We start from the raw sequence: 18313 nt of genomic DNA on the forward strand, positions 1-18313 counted from the left end.
TGGCGGAAATGTAGAAATTGCAGGGGTTATCGACGTTGACACAGATGTGGGTACAGTGAGTAGAGCTGTGTATGGTGCTGTACAGTCACTGTGAACGGTGCGCGAAGGACCGAAGCCGAATGGCCGAGACCTTTTGGGCTCGGTTCACGAGGGCCTGGTCCCCGAAGTGGGACGCGCCATTAGGCATTCGCAGTAGCCTTCTGTCTCTCGCGAATCGCGAGGTAGGTCTTGTCCTTGAAGATCTTCTTGAGGCTCTTCCGGGGCAAGAACCACTCCCTGCCGTCCGCCGTCGTGACAGCTAGGTCCGCGATCGGCGGGAACTCGTCTACCGTGTAGGTGAAGATGTAGTTGTCTTTCGGCTCGATGGTAATCGGCATCCGATCACCGTGGAGCGGCTGGAACGAGAATAGGTAGGCTTGCCCATTCCGGGTGAAGAGCTTGTAGGTGAGCGTATTGACCCAACGTGGACGGTACACACGCGCCTCGAATGTGGCGATGTGCGTGACCTTGATCTTGTGTTCGGAAAGGTTGGTCACTGTGACGGCGAACACGTCAGTCCTGGGGGTGCCGTCGCCCTGATAGACGACGCGGAAGCCTGCCTCAACCCTCACGCGGTAGCGCTTGAGGTAGTCCTTGTAGATGCTCCAGCAGGCAAGGATTGTTGAGAGAACGGCGCCCCAAATTGCGAGGTAGTCAGTGAGCTTCATCGGAAGTCCAATCCCTTTCAGCGGCTCAATACCGAACCAACCCAACGAACGCCACTACGAAGCCCAGGAAAAAGGCAAAGGTCGACCCAAGACCGAGGATGAGGGACCAATGCATATAGGAAACGGATGCAAGTTTCGGCGGCTCTGCACGCACTAATCGAATCTGCTCCTCCGGCAGAGGCTCCACATTTGGATGGAGCAATGCAAGATAGGTCTCAAGATAGATGTAGGAGTACATCAGGAACAGGTATGAGCCCGCGAACAGGAGAATGCCTATTGCGAAGATGATTGCTGTTGGTTTGAGAAGAAGGACCGTGTGGACGTGGTCTGCTTGCACGGTATTAATCGCGGCGATCATCCCGACCAGCCCGGCTGTATTACCTGAGCCGACGACCTTGAGACCGTCGCTCAGGCGGTCGATCATCGGCTTGGCCGCCGACATGATTTCTTCTGCTGTGCGCATCCGTTATCCCCACCCCAGCGAGTATCTCGTTTTTGCGCATGATACATTGTTCTCATGTGCAACGGTAAAGGAAAAGGCGAAGAGCGCTTCTTTGGAGCTTTCCTCGCCTTTACCGGCACATCCACAATAGCCCTCGCTTGAAAGAGCGGGGGCTTCGTGGTTTTCGCACATTGAGGTTGGTTTGGAGGGGAGCGGGTAATCACGTCAAACGATGTACGAGATACGCATCTACCGAATGCTCGATAAGCACGGGCGTCACGGTAGAAATAAAGTCCGCACTGCGACGATTAAGAAGTCCGGCAACTGGTTCGGTTTCTTCGCATGGTGTCGGTTGTGGTTCAAGCTCAGAAAGATGAAGCGAGACAAACTCGAAGGTGTAGGCATTCCGACTGTTTAGTAGCAACACACCGCTTCCCTCCCAGCCAACCTCACACAGATCATTCCGCGCCGTCGGTTCGGACCAAACGACGATAAATACGGCCGCACAAAAATAAAATCAGGCTCGCGTACAGGTGCAGATGCGAAAGGGTGGAAAATGACGCCGACTGTCACCGCCCCATTGAATCTGCATCGGTGCGCATGAGAGTACGATTCAGGACTGGCTACAGGGACTTTGCCTGAGATCGTACAAGCGGGATGAGACCAATAGTTTCCCTCACTGCCTTTCAGGGGTAGAGTCGGACTATTGCTGGGGAGTGTTGACCAATGAGACCGCTCAGAAGAATAGCCGAGCATCAGCGGCAAGCGTTCAATCTGCTTTCCAGTTCAGAGACTGGGAAGGAGTGGCATTTTCATAGCTGGGAGCATGCAATAAGACGCTTCGTAGCAGAAGCGCGCGACGACGACGCTGTCCATTTCTATCGACAGTGCGCGTATATGGCGCGACTATCGAACGACAACTCGATTGTTTCTGAGTTCGAGCAGCGGTTCTTATACCTGCTGCCCGAACTTTTACGAGAACGAGCAATACGTGAAGCAGAAGCAGACAAAGAAGAAGAGCTGGAGCTGGATAGCGGCAAGGAACCAAAGGAGCCCCATAAAGAGGCTCCTACGGGCATTTTAATGCGTCTGGCGGCCTGTCTAGGCGTCTGCCGCGCCTAAGTATCCTTCAATGACGGCCTTAAACCCAGCGCGTCCAGCGACCATGATGAGTGCGATTATTGCCGATGCTGTGAACGCTTCATTTGACAGAAATCCATCTTTGAGAGCTGCGCCTGCCGTAAGCAGGAAAGTCGATGCGAACGTGGTCAGGGAGCTGATAAGGTATCGTTTGAACGTCGGATTCATAGTGGAAATTGCTAGTTGGTAATTGCAGGCTTCGCCTGCCTTCCTTTGATTAATTGTGCCACGCGCAAGGTGAGCGCAGCGACTTGTTGGCGCAAGGTGTTGATAAGTGATGGAAGGTCGGCCGCGTAGATCCCGATAAAGAACTGCGTGGGATCGAACGAGTTGTTAGCGTCATTCTTATCGAACGTATTTATGACCTTGCCGTCCCAGGTAACGCGACGCCACTGCGTGTGACAGTGCGGGCCGGTCGAGAAGCCAGTATTGTCTCCTATGGCTATCAGATCGCCTGCTTTGACCTTGTCTCCCTCGTTTACTGTGATGCTCTCGCAATGCAGGAAGTCGACAAGAATTCTGTAAGTGCCGGGAGCGAAGCTGACAACTGCGCCATCTGGCGTGGTGTTCGTGAAAGCCGGGAAGTCGATAGGCTCACTAATTAGACCGACGAATATGCCTCCTCCGTTTGGTTGGAAGCCCTTACGGACAACGGTGGCGTCTACGGGAGCAGATATCGTCTTGTCGGGCGCCAGAGCCATGTCGATGCCGTTGTGGCGAGTGAAGCCGAATTGAGAATAGACGGTCGGGTTGAGAACACCCCAGAGCTGGTTCGCTCGAAGCGGTTTGATGGGCCAATAGAAGCGGGGAGCTTCCATACAGCTATGATCGTACCACAAGTACGAGCAATGCCATGACGACTGAGGAGAGGAGTAGACCTGCAAACCCGTAAACTAGCATCTTCACAGGCCAAAACTCGCTGCGAGTGACATACTGTGATTTTGCGTCTTTGAAGTCGTCACGTAGTCCGCGCATTTCGGTGCGCAATTCAATCAAGAGGTCATGGTCTGTCCTGTACTCTGCGTATTCTTTTGGATCGACTTGCATAGCATCATTGCAGGATTGTCAGTCGGGTGTAGGCTGATGGCATGTTTGCAGATTTTTTCATCGCGATGTTCATATTGCTCATTGTGACGCCTGCGCTTTGCTCGCTCGGGGAATGGCTTGAGTCGCAACTGCTCTCACTAGAGGCGCGGCTGCTTTCGCTACAGTTGGGCCGTTTCTTGCGATAAGGCCGGCAACGCGAGGAGAGAACAGAGGAGCGAGCAGAAGTAGGTAGGGATTGAGAACCGAGGCGCCCACGCTTACGGCGCTGCCACCTCCGACACCACGAATGAACCCTGGCAAGACCTTCTGAAACTCGGTTCCGGCTAGGAGTGAGAGATAGTCGACTCCACTTCTGTCAGCGAGGTTTTTGATGATGTTTACGTACTGCTCGCGGTCCGTCTTGAAGATATTTGAAAGTCTCGTGATTGAGCTTTGCACACTGACGGGTGTGTCTTTGGTCGCACTGAGCACGTTACTGATTTCGTCAAGCGCCTGGCGGTTCGTCGAGTATTGCGAACGCAGTGATGCGAGCTGCGGATAGTGCGTTTTTATCGCGTCGTTGACAGTGTTGTAGATCTTACCGACGATAGCGCTCGAGCGTGTCTGCCCTCCAGTGTCGAAATTACGGAGAGCGCCTATGCGCGCCTCGAGGTCCTGCATACCCTTTGCTGAGAAGTCGTTCCATGAGCTGAGGGTATCGAGAGTGTTCTGGACGGCTGTCTCTTCGCCTCCTTTCACAATGGCGCTCTTTGAAAAGTCAGCCATTAAGCCGTCTTTCGTCGCTTTGGTGGCGACTTTGAATTGGCTAGCGATCTTCTGCGCTTCGGTGAGAAGGCTCGTCGGGATTGCCTGAGCTTTTGGGGAAACAGGGACGTTGTCCGCGACGTGTTTTAGGCCCTGCTCAAATTCGCTTCCAAGGTCACTATAGAGGCTCTGTAAGGAGCCCACAGCCTGATGACGGATATTTTCAACGCTGGTATCGAGGCCTTGCTTGGCAACGCTCGGGTTGTCGGCTGCTTGCTTGATGGCGTTGGCTGGAACACCTGACGTGAACGAGAGAGCAGCCGGACCGCCTTTTGCAAGTGCCTTACCAAGAAGATTGAATGTGCCTCCGACTGCCGCGCCGATCGCGGCTGATTTAGCTCCCTCTTTTGTAGCTGCGGCTGCATCGGCACCTTCGGCGAGGGCGCTCCCTGCTCCCTGCGCGCCTGCGAGTGCTCCATATCCCAAAGCGGTCTTTCCAAGTGATGTTGGCGAGGGCGCTGCGACACTGGCAAGGGCGCTCCCAATGCTTAGCCCCGCGCCGACGTTCTCTTTCAAGGTTGGCCTGTTGATATATCCTTTGGTGGCTAGTACTGGATGAGCCAGCGTTGCGAGGTTCGAACCTACGGTATCAATTGCGCCATGCAATCCGAGCGCGTCAGTGATTTTCGACGCACCGTTCAAAATGGTCTGCCCAACGCTGACAGGCTGTTTATTCGGTGCAGGAGCGGGAGTTGCCGCTGGTGCTGTGCCTAGGACTCTCATAGCTGTAGGTCGCCAGCTCGTAATTCATCCTGGGTGATTGCAACAAGTTGGCTCCCGCGCTGGACGAGTATTTCGCCATTCTGGAGCTGGGTTCGATAGTCGGCATACGGGTCATTCGCAGGGCCAGTATATGCAGGGCCAGCGTTCTTGACGTAGCTTTGCACGACCTGTGCGCGATTCTGCGCCTTCTGAGCGATCGTGGCAGGGGAGTCACCTGGGACAGGGAAGTATTGAGCCTCGTATTGCTTACGTTCCGAGTCGGAGATTGCCGCGCCGGACTCCTGACGCAGAACGGCGTTGACGAAGTTGAGCTTGGCCTGATTGTATTGCTGGACTTCCGATGACTGCAACCACGACGGAAGGCGATTCGCGATTGCGAAGCTGACAGGAGACATATTAGTGATAGTGCCGCTCAGTGAGTTAATGGTTGTGTCGGCAGATTGCAGGCGTGGAGCGTAGTTTCCGTAGGTCAATTGAGTGACGGTAGCGGGCTTCTGAGCGGCGTTTGCCACCTTGAGGGCCGCGTCGCTGGTGCCGAGATCTACGACCGTTTTGCCCGTTTTGCTATCTACGAGAAGTACACGCCCATTTGCATTTATGACCTGCGTCTTTGGTGAGACCAACGAGTCTCCCGCGGCTGCGATTGCTTCGTCTGGTGTAGTCGCATTCTGGATATTGCGGAGTGTCAGGCTATCGGCACCATTCTGTGCGGCGGCTAACATCGTTGAGTAGATCGTTTTTTGATCTGCCTCCTGTTTATCAAGTGCTCGCGCGCGGTCAGCCAGTGCCGCCGCCTGTTTGGCCGCAGTCTTCTTCTGTTCGATGTCTAACAACGGTGTGATTGCGTCTAGCTGAGCCTTCTTAGCGGCTAGTTCAGCTCGTAGAGGGTCAAATTTGGCTTTTACGGCACTGTCCACCTGGTCTTGGGCTGTTGCGAGGTTGCCGTTGGCAGCATTAAGCATCGCCGAGACACCCAGTTGCCGGATGGAGTTATTGCGAAGCAGGCTCGTCTGGATAGGAGCTACGCCACCGACTGTGGCATCCCTGCCCTCAAATGACTTCTGAATGGAGAGGGGTATCTGGTCGGCTTCGGCTTTTAGATTGTTGAATTGCGTGGTGAGGTCGTTGACCGTCTGCTTCTTGCCCGCGATATCGCTATTCTGCTCCTGCGACGTACGAAAAGCTGTCTCGCCTGCAAGCGCTGCATTTGTGTCGCCTGCCGCTTTTGCTGTGTCGTTGACTTGGGTTTCGAGGGGAGTGGCCGGCGTATTGTATATGCTGTCGAGGGATGGAATTGGCGGAGGCGCAGGGACCGGCGTAAAGGTCGGTTGCGGCAAGGTTGGCAGAGCAGGCGTTGACAGTGCGTTCGCTGAAATAGGCGCTGGCTGCTGTCCCGTGATCTGCGCGATGCGCTTTGCGCCTTCCGGTGAAAATGGGTCGATGGGAGACATGGTGTTGTTATTGTAGCATCGGTTTTACGCGTGATAGACGAACCCGAGGCGATTCAGCGCGGTGTAGAGGTCCGCTGCGGCCACTGGAAACGGAATGTTGTAAGGACCAACTGGTGTTGCACCGAAGAACCCGATTTTTTGATCGGTGTCGGTTCCGAACTGCGTTCCGGCAGTACGCCCGAGCTGGAAATTGCGACCTTCAAGTATCTGCACGCTCTTTTCAAAAATGTATTTGTCCGGCTTCTCGTAGCGATTAAGCCGCTCTTCGAGCTGACTAACACGCAGTAGCAGTTCTTGTGCCTGTTCGGGGGTCATATGCCAGATTTAATGACCTCATAAGCGTATTTCCTTTCCGTGATTCTCGCGCCACCGGAAGGAAGGAAATCAAACTCGAACTCACGACCTTGCGCTAATTGGAGACCTGCGGAGTCGCCGGTTATTACGGTTGTGACTATGTTGTCGGTCAATTCGTTCTTGATTGTTGTGAAGTTCCCATCGTTCGGTACGTTGTATGCGCCACCGTCGATGCGGTACTTGATGACACAACCAGCGTTTGTTCCGAGCGGTTCGTAACTCACGGAAATGGCCTTGAGTTGCTTGAGAGCCGTTCTGTCCTCAGGTGGCATTCCTTCATTGATTGTCGTTCTCCATCTCGCGGTAGTCGCGAAAGTGTTTCCCGTTTTGGTGACGATGTATTTGTCGCTGTCCTGGGCGTCCGCGCATGCGATATGAAAATAATCACCTGTGCGCAGGAACCCGTACAATTTTCCCGCGGTTATTGTGTCGTCGAGCCTCGGTTGACGATCGAATGAGACAGAGAAACCGCCCGAAGGGTTGTGAACGACTTTCCAGATGCCCCGAAGTGCGACTGAGTCGATGGTCATCTCGGCGAGGAAATACGTGATATTATTGTGCTTCTGCGTGGATGGGTAGACGGTCGCGGCTGTGGTTGTGAAGCGAGCGAATTCTATGGCAGACGTGCCATTGTAATATTTGAAGACGACCTCGGGGTTTATGGCAAAGCCCGACGGCTGTTGGATTGAGCAGCCGATAAGAATGCCATCATTGCTTGCAACCCACTTTAGTTGTCCGCTACCCCAGTCGATTTTCTGCGATATTGTGCCGAGCGACGAGTCGCGATCCCAGAGATAGGCCGAGCAGTTTCCATTCGGCAGATTGGCACCGATTGCGAGATAGTCGTAGTGCTCGCAGATGGATGGGATGTAGGTGTAGGTTGAAAAGGTGAGAGCGACGTCCCAACTGCCAGCGTTGTTCCTCACGATCTTATTGGCAACGAGCGTCCCTGCGCCCGCTGCAGAATACATGATGTCGTCTTTAGAATGAACGATGGGCGGGCAGACATTTAGATAGGCCCCTGTGTAGACGGTGCGTGTCCAGGTTGCCGTGGAGAGGTCCGTGATATCTCCGTACTTCCACCAGCCGGAGCCATCCAATCCGTAGATATAGCTTTGGTAAATTATGAATGGCTTATTCTGGGCCGTGATGGCCGATGTGGAAGAGGCATGCGAGCCGTTGTTGGCCGCCAGCCAAGGCGTTCCATCGCTTATGTTTGCCTTAGTGAAGATTTTCGGCTTTGTGGTTCCTGTCTCGACACCTAAGCCGAATAAGATTGGAGTGGCGAGGTAATTTGCGAAGAGAAATTGCTGTATACGAACGTCGTCAAAAGTCGTGGCGCCTCGGTCCGCTACGGTCGCGTCGTTATCCGGGTAAGCGGCGATGGCGTGAGGTCTCGTTACGTTGTCGAGGTGTTGAGTGAGACGAGCGACAGTCGTAAGCGGGTCACGCGGATCGTTGGTCATTCCTCCGTTGAATTTGTTGAGCGTGATGGGTTTCATATATTATAGGCCGACTCCCATGAGAGCGCGGCGGGGGGTGAATACTGGTGCCGAAGTGAAAGGGCTCGTTGTGCCGATTTCGTCCCAGTAGTTGGTGACGCCCGTCCCCGCAGACGATCCGAAGTCGAGAAGTAGAAAACCGAGGGAGCCAGCGTTTTGGAATGCTTTACTTGCGCTCTCTGTCCCCCATGTTCCGGAGGTACCGAAAGGGTCGGCGCTGATGGCGGCGGTGTAGCTACCCGAGCCACCTGTATCGATAGTAAGCCGGAATGCGTACCAACTGTTTATGGCATACGTGCCAACGACTACGGGTGAAGAGCTACCGATGACAATCTGGCCGGACGCGTTCATTTTTATCGTCACGGCATCGTTGTCACCTGAGGCGGTACGTAGGTTGACGCGAAGTTCTCCTGAGCTACTGCTATCGCGACGAAGCGCTCCATAGACGAGAATGCCCGAACCAGAGAGGGCTGTGGTGAGTGGGCGTTCGTAGCTGTTACCGCCAAGCCCAGCAGACGTCGCTTTTGCACTAAATGCGCCTCCGTAAACAACGCTACTGTCGGAGAGAATGCCTCCTGATCCACTCCAGTTTCCGGAAAAGCCCGAGCCACCTGAACCGCCGTTGATATCGGTTCCGCTGGGCGTGTAGGAGTTAAAGTCTTCGAGGAACATACATGGTTATACGCCCTTGTATCCCGCTACTGAGGCGATCACGTTGGCGCCGGTCGTGACACATTGAATTTTGATGTCCTTGTTTGCTGTTCCGCGAAGTGGCACAGGAAACGACTGAGTGAAACCACCGCCTAACGACGCGGCGTAGCCTTCCCAGATAATGGTTGTGTCATCTAGTATTTTGACGAATGTTCCTACGGTTGCGTGCGAGTTGGTGACAATTACCGATGTGACGTAGATGCGGATACCAGCTCCTTGCGCCCCTATGGCAGTAGTACTTGTCGTGTCGGTAATCGCTGAGGTCGTCCCATTCAAGAAGTTTTCAGGGTTTGCGTACGGAAGGACGATAAGCTTTCCCACCAGGTCAGTAATGAGATCTGAGCGGTCATCGGACGAGACAGCTGACACCTCCGAACTGCGCGCCCGGCCACCAACCTTGATAGGAGCGCCGCTGTCCGCTCCGTCGTGAGCGACGTTGCCGACGGGCGTATTGGTCGCTATAGAAACAGGCTGTGTGACTGCTGAACCATCCACCTTCCAAGGAGTCGTATTAGCGGTGTTGCCCGGCTGGACCGTCCAAGTCCCTGATTGTGTGACGGCGTGAGCTGCGACCGTGATCGTGCCCGCGAGCGACGATGCGGCGGCCTGAACAGATGCACTTATCTGTTTGAGTACAGACATGACGCTGATGGCAGTCGTGTCTGTGGCGGTGCTCTTCGCATCTGCTTTGGCACCGAGCGTTACATTGCCGCCGTCGACAACTGTGCTTGCTTGCGATGCGTTACTTTCTTGAAGCGAAACTTTGAAGTTTCCCGATCCGGTCAACGCAGACGGGATCAGCGCGATGAGTGACGTAATACGTTGTGCGATCCGCTGGAGGCGGCCATTCAGGCCCGATGAGGATGTGTCCGTCGTTGGTGCGGTTTCTGTGAGACTTCCAATCTTGGTGTCGAAGTCGCTCTCGGTAAGTGGCGCTACAGCATTCCCCGAAGCGTCTCTGAGTTGGACGGGAAGAGCCTTTCCGCTCGCAACGTCTGTGTCATTCGCCGTGCCGTCAGGCCCCCAGACGACCTTCACTCGAGGGTGCAGAACTCCACCGATGTCGTCTGCTGCCCCTATTCCTCCTGAACCTGGCGTGAATTCGAAATTGTCAGCCATACATTATGATTTAGCGATAAGGATAAGCGTTCCCGCGTTTTTCGACGTGTTCGTGAGCGAGGTTGAATACCCGCTGATGGTGAACCAGAAGAGCCATGCGTAAAATACTTGCCCGCCCATGAGCGGCTTGGAAACAGGGCTGAGTGAGCCTGCATTTTTCGACGTGTTCGTGAGCGTTGCCATAGCTAGATTGCGCGTCTTTGTAGGCCCGTAAGACGTTTGCGCGTCGGGTTCTTCATGACCGTAAAGCGTTCGAGGTCGCGCATGTCCTGAGTGAGCTGTCCCGAGATATTGGCGAGAGTAGACGTGTCGTTGGGTTTGTTGACGGATAGCCAGTCGAATGCCGCGCCCATCGCTAGGATTCGGTGGTACGCCTCGGTGAAACCGGGGGCTTTCGTCGTATCGGAAGAAGTGAAATAGGACGGCACGAGGCGATAGAACAACTTGCCGCCGTTGGATGCACTGTAGTTCGGTACGTAATCGAAGAAGACCGTGTTGTTCTTTTCGATAAAGCCCGATGGTATGCCGACACGAGACGGGTTCGGAGACATGATGAGCTGCGCATCGACAATATCGAGCGTGAGCTTTTTCAAAGAGGTGTACTCGGTCGAAGTGGATGAGGGAAGTATCAGCACTCCTGTAATGTCAGTGATCGTGTTCCCAGCTTGGTCGGTGAGGAACTGATAGTTCCCTGTCCCGCTTGCGATATCGAAGTAGGAGAACTGCTGCGAGCTGTAGTTTGTGTCTTCCGCTCCGTCCTTGCCCGTGAGCAATTGCAGACGGGCAAGGACCTTTGCATACCGGACATTCATGAGGCGCGTGACCATCTTTAAGAGGGTCGTATTGCCTGAGATTGCTCCATCCGGGACACCAATCCAAAACTCGTACTCTTGGATGAGGCCGCTTTTGGACGTGGTGTCGTTGAATTGCATATCGGTCTAGGCGGCCACCACCGAGGCACCCGCTGTAAGAGGCACCCAGAGGCAATAGTAGGTCAGCTCTCCGTCTGTGACGTTCGCCGTTGCGATTGTCTGGATGATATCCGTGCCATTGGTGAGGATCTTATCGGCGGGCATTGAGGCTACCGTCGGCGGGTTCGTACCCGTCCATATCTCCCCCAGGTCAATTGTCGTGCCGACTGTCTGGGCGATGAGGGCAGCGGTATTGCCAGCTATGCCGACTTCAAGGGTTGCGCTCGCGCCCGCCAGGTCTTCGGTACATACGGCAAAAATTGCAACAATCACGTCTCCAGTTACGGTGAAGAGCGTGGTTGCGTCTTGGGCGCCTAGATGCGCTGCGCCGGTGTAGGCGAGGGATTTCTTGGTGACGAGATGGCCGTTGTACGAGACCGGATTGCCATTTGCGTCGAGGATAAATGCTTCTGCTACTTGCATAGGTTCTACGAGTTATCTTCTAATTTCTTTTCCCTTCTCGGAACAGGCTCATGCCACTTGTCGAATCTTTTGAAGGTATCCTGAAACTCCGCTAGAGCATCGGTTGCGAGCAAGACGAGTTGTCCATCACGTATCTCCGTCGTGACAGGGATTTCGAACTCGGTGAGTAGGTCCTTCGTCTTCTTCTCAACACGACGGAAGATGTTGCGCTTCAAAGCGGTGATTTTCGTCGTAAGTTCGGTCATCGCTTCTAGCGCGCGTTCGTGCTGTTTTGCGAGTTCTTCCATCTCTCGGGCGAAGCCGCGGCCTTTTTCTACAAGGGCGCCTTTTTCTTCTACCCACTGACGAAGCTGCGCGTCGTCTATAGGGATAACACGTTGAAATTTATCGGTCATAGATTCTTCGGAGGATGCCTCGGCTGGTTTCGCCGGTAGCGATTATGTTGTTAGGTTCTTCTCTCACCGGACCGGGATTTTCGGCGTTGAACGTCGGCTCGGCCGCGTTGATGTTCGGATCTATGAGAACGGCTTCACGCCTGAACGTTGCTCCGATCACTACTTTCATTTTGGTGTTTGACATAGGTGTTGAGTTTATTGCCAGTTCATCCTGGCCCCGCTGGAACTGGCGTCCGGGGGCCAGGAGAAACAAACCTACACCTTCGAGACAATCTCGACTCCGCCTGCGTCACGGTTCTCAGTCACCCCGTAAAGGATGTCTGCCGTGCTAAGCGTTCCGAGATATTCAGGGATGTAGTTGGACTGGAAGCGAACGCCCATCGCGTCACGTTGCCCCGGAAGTGGAGCGGTGGCCCAATGGATAGCGTCTGGTACAGCCAATGCACCTGAGTAGTCTGTGTTGGTGTTGATTTTTTGGATAAGGGTCGAGGTTATCAGAGGACGACCGTAAATCTCCCCGATTGCACCTTTGACCACCGGGTCCGAGCCAGCTGTGTTCAGTTTGAGTGCAAAACGGTCGATGGACATGAGGTCGCGCCAGACCGTGGTCGTGTGCAAGAACCATGCGGCCTCTTCAAAGTCGCCATTGACGCCTTCGAGGGTTGAGATGGCCGTGCGGACCACAAGGTCGGTGATTGCGACGCCTGTTGAACCGACGGATGCCGAGAAGCCATTGAACTTTGAAGCAACGGCCACTTCGAGCTTTTTCGCGGCCGTAAAGGCGGCGTTCTTGATGTAGCGCTGTTGCGTGTTGTAGGAATTCTTGACCTGCACCGCCTGTGGGTCCTCGATCATGAACGAAACTTCGAACCACTGGTCAACAGTGAGTGTCTGCTTCGTTTCGGTCGGGGAATTCAGGGTGACGGCAGTGCCGTTCGTCTTGGCATTGGCCGACATTTCGGTGAGGTTCGGGGTGTAGAGAGCATCGGCTCCTTCGGCCAACTCATCGGAGCGGTTCGTGAAGAACATCGCCATTTTGAGCTTGGCACGATAGAAGTCGTTGATCTTTGTTCCCCACACCTCTGGAATCAATTCGGCAAGGTCTGCCGCTGTGAATGTGTCTGTAGGAAATGCCATGTAAGTGAAGTGAGCGAATAGTGCCCGGCATCACTCAACGGATTGATGCGCTACCTCCCAATCTTCTCTTTGAACATCTCTTTGTGTTCGCTGTCCGAGAGACCTGGGGTGCTGAACGTCCTTTTGACAGTTCTGCGCGCCCCTCGCCCTACACCGAGCTGAGCGTCTTGCTCCTTCTTCTCGGCTTCGCGCTTGGTCTTCCAGGTGATAAAGAGATCGTTAGTCGGCACTTCGGTAAGCGGGATATTCTCAACCTCCGCTATCTTCTTTGCCTTCTCAAGCTCTTCTTCAGAGAATCCCTTTGCGATAAGGATTGCCTCGTCGCGGGTTAGGGAAGCGGGTTTTGCAGGCTCAGCAGGTTTTGGTGCTGGTACTGCCGGTGTCGCTGGCTTGCCTTTGGTCTTCTCCCGTTGGAGACGAGCCCAAAGTTTGCGGTTGCGCTCTTCGGTCTCGGCAAGTCGCGACTTCAACTGCTCCGGTGTTTCATTTTCGGGAGGTACCGGTGCTACCTCGGGGTCAAGCTCGTCGTCATTTTCAGGACTCTCGGGCTCAACCGGTGTCGGTGTTTCGATGACTTCCGACTCGTCAGGATTTTCTATGGTCATTTTTAGAGGTATGAGAACCTAATAATTGGATTGTATCACGCTCCACAAGGGTCAAGCCTAGATGGTGTGGACACGATAAGCGACGTCAATGGTCAGTGTGACGTCAGCTGCGGCATTGCCGCCCCATTCTCCGTCTCCGGTGTTGTGCAAAACAAGTGCCTTGTTCGCACCAGAAGCGTACGCAACGATAGGGTCGATGCAAGGCAATGCGGCTGTGATAGTCGCAGCCGTCTGATCGATGAAACCCGTGCATTCTATCGTCTGCGAGACTGCAACACCCGAGCCGTCGGTGTACTTGACAGCCATGTTATCGGCAGATTCGGTGAGCGCGTTTGTACCTCCGTTGTTCTTTATAACGGCAGAGACGAACTCAAGAACCTTGCCGGTGCCCGGTGCTGCGACGAGAGTCTTCGGTGTCGCTCGAAGCGCCTTGATCTGCGCGTTCGTTACGGTTACGCGCGCAACCTGAATGAGCGGCGACAAGTCATATGTCGTCTTGCTACCGTCGTCGGTCGCAGTCATTCCTATAGCAGTGAAGTCGATCTGTGTTCCTGAACCGACCTGCGTGCCGTTGAGATGTTTTGTAAGCATGCGTTTGTAAAATCTAACTGCTAATAATCCGACCTTTATTGTACCTCACACCGCACGTTGTCGCCGGCGCGGGTTCGTTTTTGGTGTGAATAGCTCATTGAGCTTCTTGAAGGACTTCGAAATGACGTTCCGCGCCTCTTTCAAATCTCCCGTGTCCTTCCCGGCATAGACGCGCAGCAGCGCCTCCTCGTTCAATTGCGCCATGATAAAGTCGGCCCACTCCTTCTGAGCCTCCTTGTCTTGAAAGAATGCCTTGAGGTGGTTCATGCCTTTTGACCCTCAGGGAGAACTTGTTGGGTACGCGTGTTGGTTGGCGTTGAAGTCGTAGGAGTTTTTGCGCCACCCGAAGAGATTGGGAACGTCGCGGCTGAAATCCCTGAAACCTCCATCATTTCCTCGATGATCGCTGCGCGCTGAGGATCTGCTGGGTCGAGTGCGCCAAGCGTCGTGGCAAGTGCATTGAGGCGCCGCTGGTCATCCGCCATTTCGTCGGTGATGTCGAACCGAACCTTCTCATCGATCTTCTTGAGCGTGATAAACCCGTCTGGAATATAGATCGTCCGCTTGTTACCGGCCTTGCCATGCATTGCATCGACTTCGGCGTGGTAGGCGGCGTGCATATCAGGCGTTACGAGAGTTCCTGCAAGAACGTCATTGACCACCTTTGGAGTGACGTGGGCATTCCTGATTGCTTCATCGAGCATCGCCAGCTCCCGAGGCGAATAAGCGGCAGTAAGCGTATGCCCCTTGTTGATTCGCTTCACGACGAACGGCAACACCCATTCTTCGATCACCTCTAGGAGAAAGAAGGCGTCCTGGTCGCGACGCTTATTGAAAATCGAAGCGCCTTGGGCGGCCTGTAGCTGGAGCGAGAGTGCCGGCGTGCTGGCCTTGGGCTCTTCGCCGGTCATACCGGGATAGGCCGACTGATCGCGCTGGGTGTTTACGAACCACGCATCGATTATGTTCTGATACTGCGGAAGAGTTGTGGGGGCGAGGGACACTGGTTTGAAGAACTCGTCTGCATCAAGGTCGATGACTTCACCGTTCATAAGTGCCATGCCCGTCGGCAGATTCTTTTTGTTCGTTGTGATGACGACCTTGCCACCTAGTGACATCGCCTCGCGTTCATCAAGGACATTTTCGTTGGTAGCTATCTGCGCTTCGAAGCACTCCTCCCAGACGCCTAAGCCCATGTCGCGGCCTTCGACCTGCTTGCGTGCATCGTGTTTGAAGCGACTCCCCTTTAGCTTCTTCTTGTAGAGGCAGTACTTCTTGCCGGAGACCACGGCGACGATGATGTTGTAAAGAGCAATCTCGTCGTTGCTGCTCTCCTCGTCAGGGTAGATATCGCAGTATTCAAACTCCCCTTCGATATCCAAGACCTCGATACGACGCCCGTCCTTTGCAGCCCTGCTTTTCTTGGCGGCTGTTATGGCCGCATCAATCGCCAATTCGCCTTCGTACTCTTCTGTCCAGACGGCAGCTTTCTTTTTTAGATCTAGGGGCGTTAAGTAGCTCGTTTCGAGCTTAAGGCCGCCCTTAATGTCCTCTGGGTCGACAACTGTGCTTTCCCATTGCACGGGTTGGATAAGCAGCTCGTCTGCGGTCTCGGTCTTCTTGAGCATTACTGAGCCGTACTCCGACTTCTTGCGTTGATAGTCGTCGATGGTCTTGCCGAAGTTGTTTGTCTTCATCCACTGCTGAAGCTCTTTGTTGACGATGAGCGAGAACAGGTGGTCGCCATCAACCGCGTGCGCCTCAATGGATTTACGATCGATGTTCTTCGCGCGCCATTCGAGGTCAACGATGGCGTTGCCAATGTTGCGGAATCGACCCTGTTCGCTCTTGAAATACTTGGAGAGGATGTAGTGCGTTATCTGTCGCACCGTGTTGTACATCGAAAACTCGATGTCTTCCGAGATGGTGATGGTCCCTTGCTGATAGCTCTTTATGTGGTCATCGATTGCTGCGTAGAGCGCTTTCATGCTTGCAGTATACCCCACCCCCAGTGCAATCTGTGGCTGTCAAGGGGGATAAGGCGGTCATGTCGGAGACAGAGACAGGGAAGGACGCCAAAATGAGTGGCGGTTCAAGCAACGTAATTGCGTGGACCGCGTTTGTGATTTCGGTGTTCACATTCTTCTTCAACGTCTTGAGGGCCGAAGACAATCTTCGGCTAATAATGAAAACTCAGTTCTACGTAAAATTGGAGCCCGATGGCTCTAAGCGGCTGGCACTGTCGGACAAAGCTAGCGTGACAATAGTCAATGACGGAAATAGAGCGGCTGTTATCGAGACGGTGAGCTTCTGGGTAGCAAAGAAGCAGTATTCGAGATCGTGCGAGGATCCGAACGCAGAGAGAGCTAGCTTCGGCACCAGCTTCAATGCCGCAGTACTAAAAGAGAAAGATGTCTTGCGACAGGTCGTTTCGATAACGAATGATGGCTACTATCTCTACAGGAAAGACGGAAAAAGAGAGCGTGGTGAGGCTCATGAAATATTGATGGGTAATACGCCAATTACTCTATCTCTGTGCCTGAACGTTTATTTTTCGACGCCGTCGTGGGCAGGTGGAAGCTACGTGGCAGAATTGGGCGAATTTACAGTAGAACCCAATCAGGATAGAGACGCTCTCCTATTTTTTGGGCCACTCGGAGTTATATCCCTGATACATAAATACGGGCTCATCTTTTGGTAGGGTTACACCCCTCTCTGCCGCACCTGCCGCATCGGCGCTCTACGATTCATCTCCCGCACCGACCGCTCGTATGGCGCGTTCTTCTGCCCTGCGGCGTCCTTCAGCAGCTCGAAGTACATGCGCATGATGAACGTGTCGCCTGTGTCCGGCGATCGACCCAAGGCCTCTCTCACTTCATCCTTCGGCACGATTTTTAGCTTGCCGTCCTTCTCCATGTCTCTCTGCTTTATCTGCGTGAGATCGTCAGTAATCTCGTCCTCGTCCCCGAGCGGCTTGGCGGCCAGGCGGTGCGTCTCAACCAGTTCCGCTAGCTTGAACGCGCATTGAGCCTTGAGGTGCTGGAACGCCGCTATCTGGCGCTTCCCCTCGATCGTGAGGTTCGGCGTAGGAAGCATCTGGCGCCTGAGCATGGTGCGCGTAGGAATGGGCGTAGAGGCCGCTACAAAGCCCTTCACGCCAGTAAGCTGGTCAACCACCCCTCCCCCTACGCCATCCTCGTCGATGAGGATATGCGAATAGGGAATGCGCTCGGCAGCCGCGGCATCTCGAATAAGCTGAATGGTCTTGTCGGTGCCCTGCTCCGAATAGCGTTCCCGCTTGTAGCTTTCTAGACCGTCGAAGAAATTGAAGACCGTGTTGTCCCGGCCGTACCGCGCAACATCGACGATGAGGTACTTTTCTCCCGACTTCACAATAGTGTTGGTGAAGATGTCGCGGATGTTGTCGTGGCGCATAAGCATGCCGGCTTCTTCGTCGTGGTCCCAATTGCCTTCCTTTAGCCGTTGCTTCAGTGCACGGTCGCTGATCTCCTCAAGCTGTTTGCCGTACTCCTCAGCGGTGTGCGGGTTATCGCTGTAGAGCGCCTGGATGAACGCGTACTGCTCAGGCAGCGTCCCCTCCTTCCAGGGCTTGTAGAACACGCGATAAGGCCAGCGCTTCGACGGGTTGCAGGAGAGACCGAACTTAGGAGGCGGCGTAATGTCGACGCCATCGCGCTCAAGCTTGTGACGCCCTATGCGCGACTTGAGGACGTCGAATGCTTTGAAATGCCATTCCGACACCTCCTCCCCGAAACCTCCGTTGTACTCTGTCGAGCCAAAGCGGTCATAGTCGGGATCGGTTGGTTTGAAAGCCACGTCGAGGAGATCGATCGTGCTGCCATTCTTGAAGCGAATGACGTTGTACTTGCCATCGAGAGTCCAGTGCGACTTGGGGATGCCGTGGAAGGCGCATACCTTACACCAAGTCACGTATGTCGATTGCATCAGACGCTTCAGTTCATTGCGGCCGATGAACCAACGAGAGCCCGGGAATAGATAGCACTGGGTGAGGAGCCATTCGCAGTAGAGCCAGGTCTTGCCGCCACCAGCTCCGCCGCCAAAGAGAATGAAGCGCGTTGTCGCGTCTAGCAGTCTGCTGAAAAACTATCGTTTTTGTCGGAGTTTCGTGATTCACTGATTTGCATTGGATCTCGGAGGCTGGGGATGCGT

20 protein-coding genes are annotated in these 18313 nt (G+C 54.2%); 2 read left to right on the forward strand and 18 right to left on the reverse strand.

The annotated features are described in order from the left end of the window. Positions 1 to 179 precede the first annotated feature (179 nt). Together UNPF46_RS08810 and UNPF46_RS08815 are read right to left on the reverse strand one after the other, a co-directional pair. Entirely contained in the window at positions 180 to 707 is a 528-nt protein-coding gene (locus UNPF46_RS08810) for a hypothetical protein (protein ID WP_142249742.1), read from the reverse strand. A gap of 25 nt (positions 708 to 732) precedes the next feature. Next, positions 733 to 1170 (reverse strand): hypothetical protein, encoded by a 438-nt coding sequence (locus UNPF46_RS08815; RefSeq protein ID WP_142249743.1) that lies wholly within the window; start codon positions 1168 to 1170, stop codon positions 733 to 735. A gap of 705 nt (positions 1171 to 1875) precedes the next feature. On the opposite strand from UNPF46_RS08815, the gene UNPF46_RS08820 reads away from it, so the two are divergent. Next, positions 1876 to 2271 (forward strand): hypothetical protein, encoded by a 396-nt coding sequence (locus tag UNPF46_RS08820; protein ID WP_142249744.1) that lies wholly within the window; start codon positions 1876 to 1878, stop codon positions 2269 to 2271. Positions 2272 to 2468: 197 nt separating this feature from the next. On the opposite strand, the gene UNPF46_RS08825 is transcribed toward UNPF46_RS08820, so the two are convergent. The 15 genes from UNPF46_RS08825 to UNPF46_RS08895 all read right to left on the reverse strand — a co-directional run bounded on the left by UNPF46_RS08825 (position 2469) and on the right by UNPF46_RS08895 (position 16110). After that, the gene (locus tag UNPF46_RS08825) at positions 2469 to 3107 is read right to left on the reverse strand and encodes a M23 family metallopeptidase (protein WP_142249745.1); all 639 of its coding nucleotides are present in this window, start codon (positions 3105 to 3107) and stop codon (positions 2469 to 2471) included. Positions 3108 to 3414: 307 nt separating this feature from the next. Further along, complete coding sequence (locus tag UNPF46_RS08830; protein WP_142249746.1) at positions 3415 to 4782, reverse strand: hypothetical protein; 1368 nt, start codon at positions 4780 to 4782, stop codon at positions 3415 to 3417. 77 nt (positions 4783 to 4859) lie between these two features. After that, positions 4860 to 6314 (reverse strand): hypothetical protein, encoded by a 1455-nt coding sequence (locus UNPF46_RS08835; protein WP_142249747.1) that lies wholly within the window; start codon positions 6312 to 6314, stop codon positions 4860 to 4862. Between the two features lie 24 nt (positions 6315 to 6338). Next, positions 6339 to 6629, reverse strand: coding sequence for a hypothetical protein (locus UNPF46_RS08840; RefSeq protein ID WP_142249748.1), 291 nt, complete (start codon positions 6627 to 6629; stop codon positions 6339 to 6341). Next, positions 6626 to 8170, reverse strand: a complete 1545-nt coding sequence (locus UNPF46_RS08845; protein ID WP_142249749.1) for a hypothetical protein — start codon at positions 8168 to 8170, stop codon at positions 6626 to 6628. The genes UNPF46_RS08840 and UNPF46_RS08845 overlap by 4 nt, the downstream gene beginning before the upstream one ends. A 3-nt stretch (positions 8171 to 8173) precedes the next feature. Next, complete coding sequence (locus tag UNPF46_RS08850; protein ID WP_142249750.1) at positions 8174 to 8842, reverse strand: hypothetical protein; 669 nt, start codon at positions 8840 to 8842, stop codon at positions 8174 to 8176. A gap of 6 nt (positions 8843 to 8848) precedes the next feature. Continuing rightward, a complete protein-coding gene (locus UNPF46_RS08855; RefSeq protein WP_142249751.1) occupies positions 8849 to 10000 on the reverse strand; it encodes a hypothetical protein in 1152 nt (383 codons plus the stop codon). A 185-nt stretch (positions 10001 to 10185) separates the two neighbouring features. Beyond that, on the reverse strand, positions 10186 to 10932 hold the full coding sequence (locus UNPF46_RS08860) for a hypothetical protein (RefSeq protein ID WP_142249752.1): 747 nt from the start codon (positions 10930 to 10932) through the stop codon (positions 10186 to 10188). Positions 10933 to 10938: 6 nt separating this feature from the next. After that, positions 10939 to 11394: a hypothetical protein gene (locus tag UNPF46_RS08865; RefSeq protein ID WP_142249753.1), complete on the reverse strand. Its 456-nt coding sequence runs from the start codon at positions 11392 to 11394 to the stop codon at positions 10939 to 10941. Positions 11395 to 11399: 5 nt separating this feature from the next. After that, positions 11400 to 11789: a hypothetical protein gene (locus UNPF46_RS08870; protein WP_142249754.1), complete on the reverse strand. Its 390-nt coding sequence runs from the start codon at positions 11787 to 11789 to the stop codon at positions 11400 to 11402. 255 nt (positions 11790 to 12044) lie between these two features. Then, a complete protein-coding gene (locus UNPF46_RS08875; protein ID WP_142249755.1) occupies positions 12045 to 12926 on the reverse strand; it encodes a hypothetical protein in 882 nt (293 codons plus the stop codon). A gap of 50 nt (positions 12927 to 12976) precedes the next feature. Beyond that, positions 12977 to 13531 (reverse strand): hypothetical protein, encoded by a 555-nt coding sequence (locus UNPF46_RS08880; RefSeq protein WP_142249756.1) that lies wholly within the window; start codon positions 13529 to 13531, stop codon positions 12977 to 12979. 57 nt (positions 13532 to 13588) lie between these two features. After that, a complete protein-coding gene (locus UNPF46_RS08885; RefSeq protein ID WP_142249757.1) occupies positions 13589 to 14122 on the reverse strand; it encodes a hypothetical protein in 534 nt (177 codons plus the stop codon). Between the two features lie 45 nt (positions 14123 to 14167). Continuing rightward, positions 14168 to 14389 carry a hypothetical protein gene (locus UNPF46_RS08890; protein ID WP_142249758.1) on the reverse strand — a complete coding sequence of 74 codons (222 nt, stop codon included), beginning with the start codon at positions 14387 to 14389 and terminating at the stop codon, positions 14168 to 14170. Next, on the reverse strand, positions 14386 to 16110 hold the full coding sequence (locus UNPF46_RS08895; protein WP_142249759.1) for a hypothetical protein: 1725 nt from the start codon (positions 16108 to 16110) through the stop codon (positions 14386 to 14388). Before UNPF46_RS08895 ends, UNPF46_RS08890 begins: the two co-directional genes overlap by 4 nt. Before the next feature lie 59 nt (positions 16111 to 16169). Between UNPF46_RS08895 and UNPF46_RS08900 the strand changes: the two genes are divergently transcribed. After that, a complete protein-coding gene (locus UNPF46_RS08900; protein WP_142249760.1) occupies positions 16170 to 16823 on the forward strand; it encodes a hypothetical protein in 654 nt (217 codons plus the stop codon). A gap of 2 nt (positions 16824 to 16825) precedes the next feature. Here UNPF46_RS08900 and UNPF46_RS08905 read toward each other — a convergent pair whose 3' ends face one another. Next, on the reverse strand, positions 16826 to 18235 hold the full coding sequence (locus UNPF46_RS08905) for a terminase large subunit domain-containing protein (protein ID WP_142249761.1): 1410 nt from the start codon (positions 18233 to 18235) through the stop codon (positions 16826 to 16828). Positions 18236 to 18313: the final 78 nt, after the last annotated feature.

The sequence above is a fragment of the Bradyrhizobium sp. UNPF46 genome (assembly GCF_006658625.1).
GTDB lineage: Bacteria > Pseudomonadota > Alphaproteobacteria > Rhizobiales > Xanthobacteraceae > Bradyrhizobium > Bradyrhizobium nitroreducens.

What these genes read in the sequence shown, in the direction of transcription:
- UNPF46_RS08810 (WP_142249742.1), bottom strand. Translation starts at nt 707, where the DNA reads ATGAAGCTCACTGACTACCTCGCAATTTGGGGCGCCGTTCTCTCAACA.
- UNPF46_RS08815 (WP_142249743.1), bottom strand. Translation starts at nt 1,170, where the DNA reads ATGCGCACAGCAGAAGAAATCATGTCGGCGGCCAAGCCGATGATCGAC.
- UNPF46_RS08820 (WP_142249744.1), top strand. Translation starts at nt 1,876, where the DNA reads ATGAGACCGCTCAGAAGAATAGCCGAGCATCAGCGGCAAGCGTTCAAT.
- UNPF46_RS08825 (WP_142249745.1), bottom strand. Translation starts at nt 3,107, where the DNA reads ATGGAAGCTCCCCGCTTCTATTGGCCCATCAAACCGCTTCGAGCGAAC.
- UNPF46_RS08835 (WP_142249747.1), bottom strand. Translation starts at nt 6,314, where the DNA reads ATGTCTCCCATCGACCCATTTTCACCGGAAGGCGCAAAGCGCATCGCG.
- UNPF46_RS08840 (WP_142249748.1), bottom strand. Translation starts at nt 6,629, where the DNA reads ATGACCCCCGAACAGGCACAAGAACTGCTACTGCGTGTTAGTCAGCTC.
- UNPF46_RS08845 (WP_142249749.1), bottom strand. Translation starts at nt 8,170, where the DNA reads ATGAAACCCATCACGCTCAACAAATTCAACGGAGGAATGACCAACGAT.
- UNPF46_RS08850 (WP_142249750.1), bottom strand. Translation starts at nt 8,842, where the DNA reads ATGTTCCTCGAAGACTTTAACTCCTACACGCCCAGCGGAACCGATATC.
- UNPF46_RS08855 (WP_142249751.1), bottom strand. Translation starts at nt 10,000, where the DNA reads ATGGCTGACAATTTCGAATTCACGCCAGGTTCAGGAGGAATAGGGGCA.
- UNPF46_RS08860 (WP_142249752.1), bottom strand. Translation starts at nt 10,932, where the DNA reads ATGCAATTCAACGACACCACGTCCAAAAGCGGCCTCATCCAAGAGTAC.
- UNPF46_RS08865 (WP_142249753.1), bottom strand. Translation starts at nt 11,394, where the DNA reads ATGCAAGTAGCAGAAGCATTTATCCTCGACGCAAATGGCAATCCGGTC.
- UNPF46_RS08870 (WP_142249754.1), bottom strand. Translation starts at nt 11,789, where the DNA reads ATGACCGATAAATTTCAACGTGTTATCCCTATAGACGACGCGCAGCTT.
- UNPF46_RS08875 (WP_142249755.1), bottom strand. Translation starts at nt 12,926, where the DNA reads ATGGCATTTCCTACAGACACATTCACAGCGGCAGACCTTGCCGAATTG.
- UNPF46_RS08880 (WP_142249756.1), bottom strand. Translation starts at nt 13,531, where the DNA reads ATGACCATAGAAAATCCTGACGAGTCGGAAGTCATCGAAACACCGACA.
- UNPF46_RS08885 (WP_142249757.1), bottom strand. Translation starts at nt 14,122, where the DNA reads ATGCTTACAAAACATCTCAACGGCACGCAGGTCGGTTCAGGAACACAG.
- UNPF46_RS08890 (WP_142249758.1), bottom strand. Translation starts at nt 14,389, where the DNA reads ATGAACCACCTCAAGGCATTCTTTCAAGACAAGGAGGCTCAGAAGGAG.
- UNPF46_RS08895 (WP_142249759.1), bottom strand. Translation starts at nt 16,110, where the DNA reads ATGAAAGCGCTCTACGCAGCAATCGATGACCACATAAAGAGCTATCAG.
- UNPF46_RS08900 (WP_142249760.1), top strand. Translation starts at nt 16,170, where the DNA reads ATGTCGGAGACAGAGACAGGGAAGGACGCCAAAATGAGTGGCGGTTCA.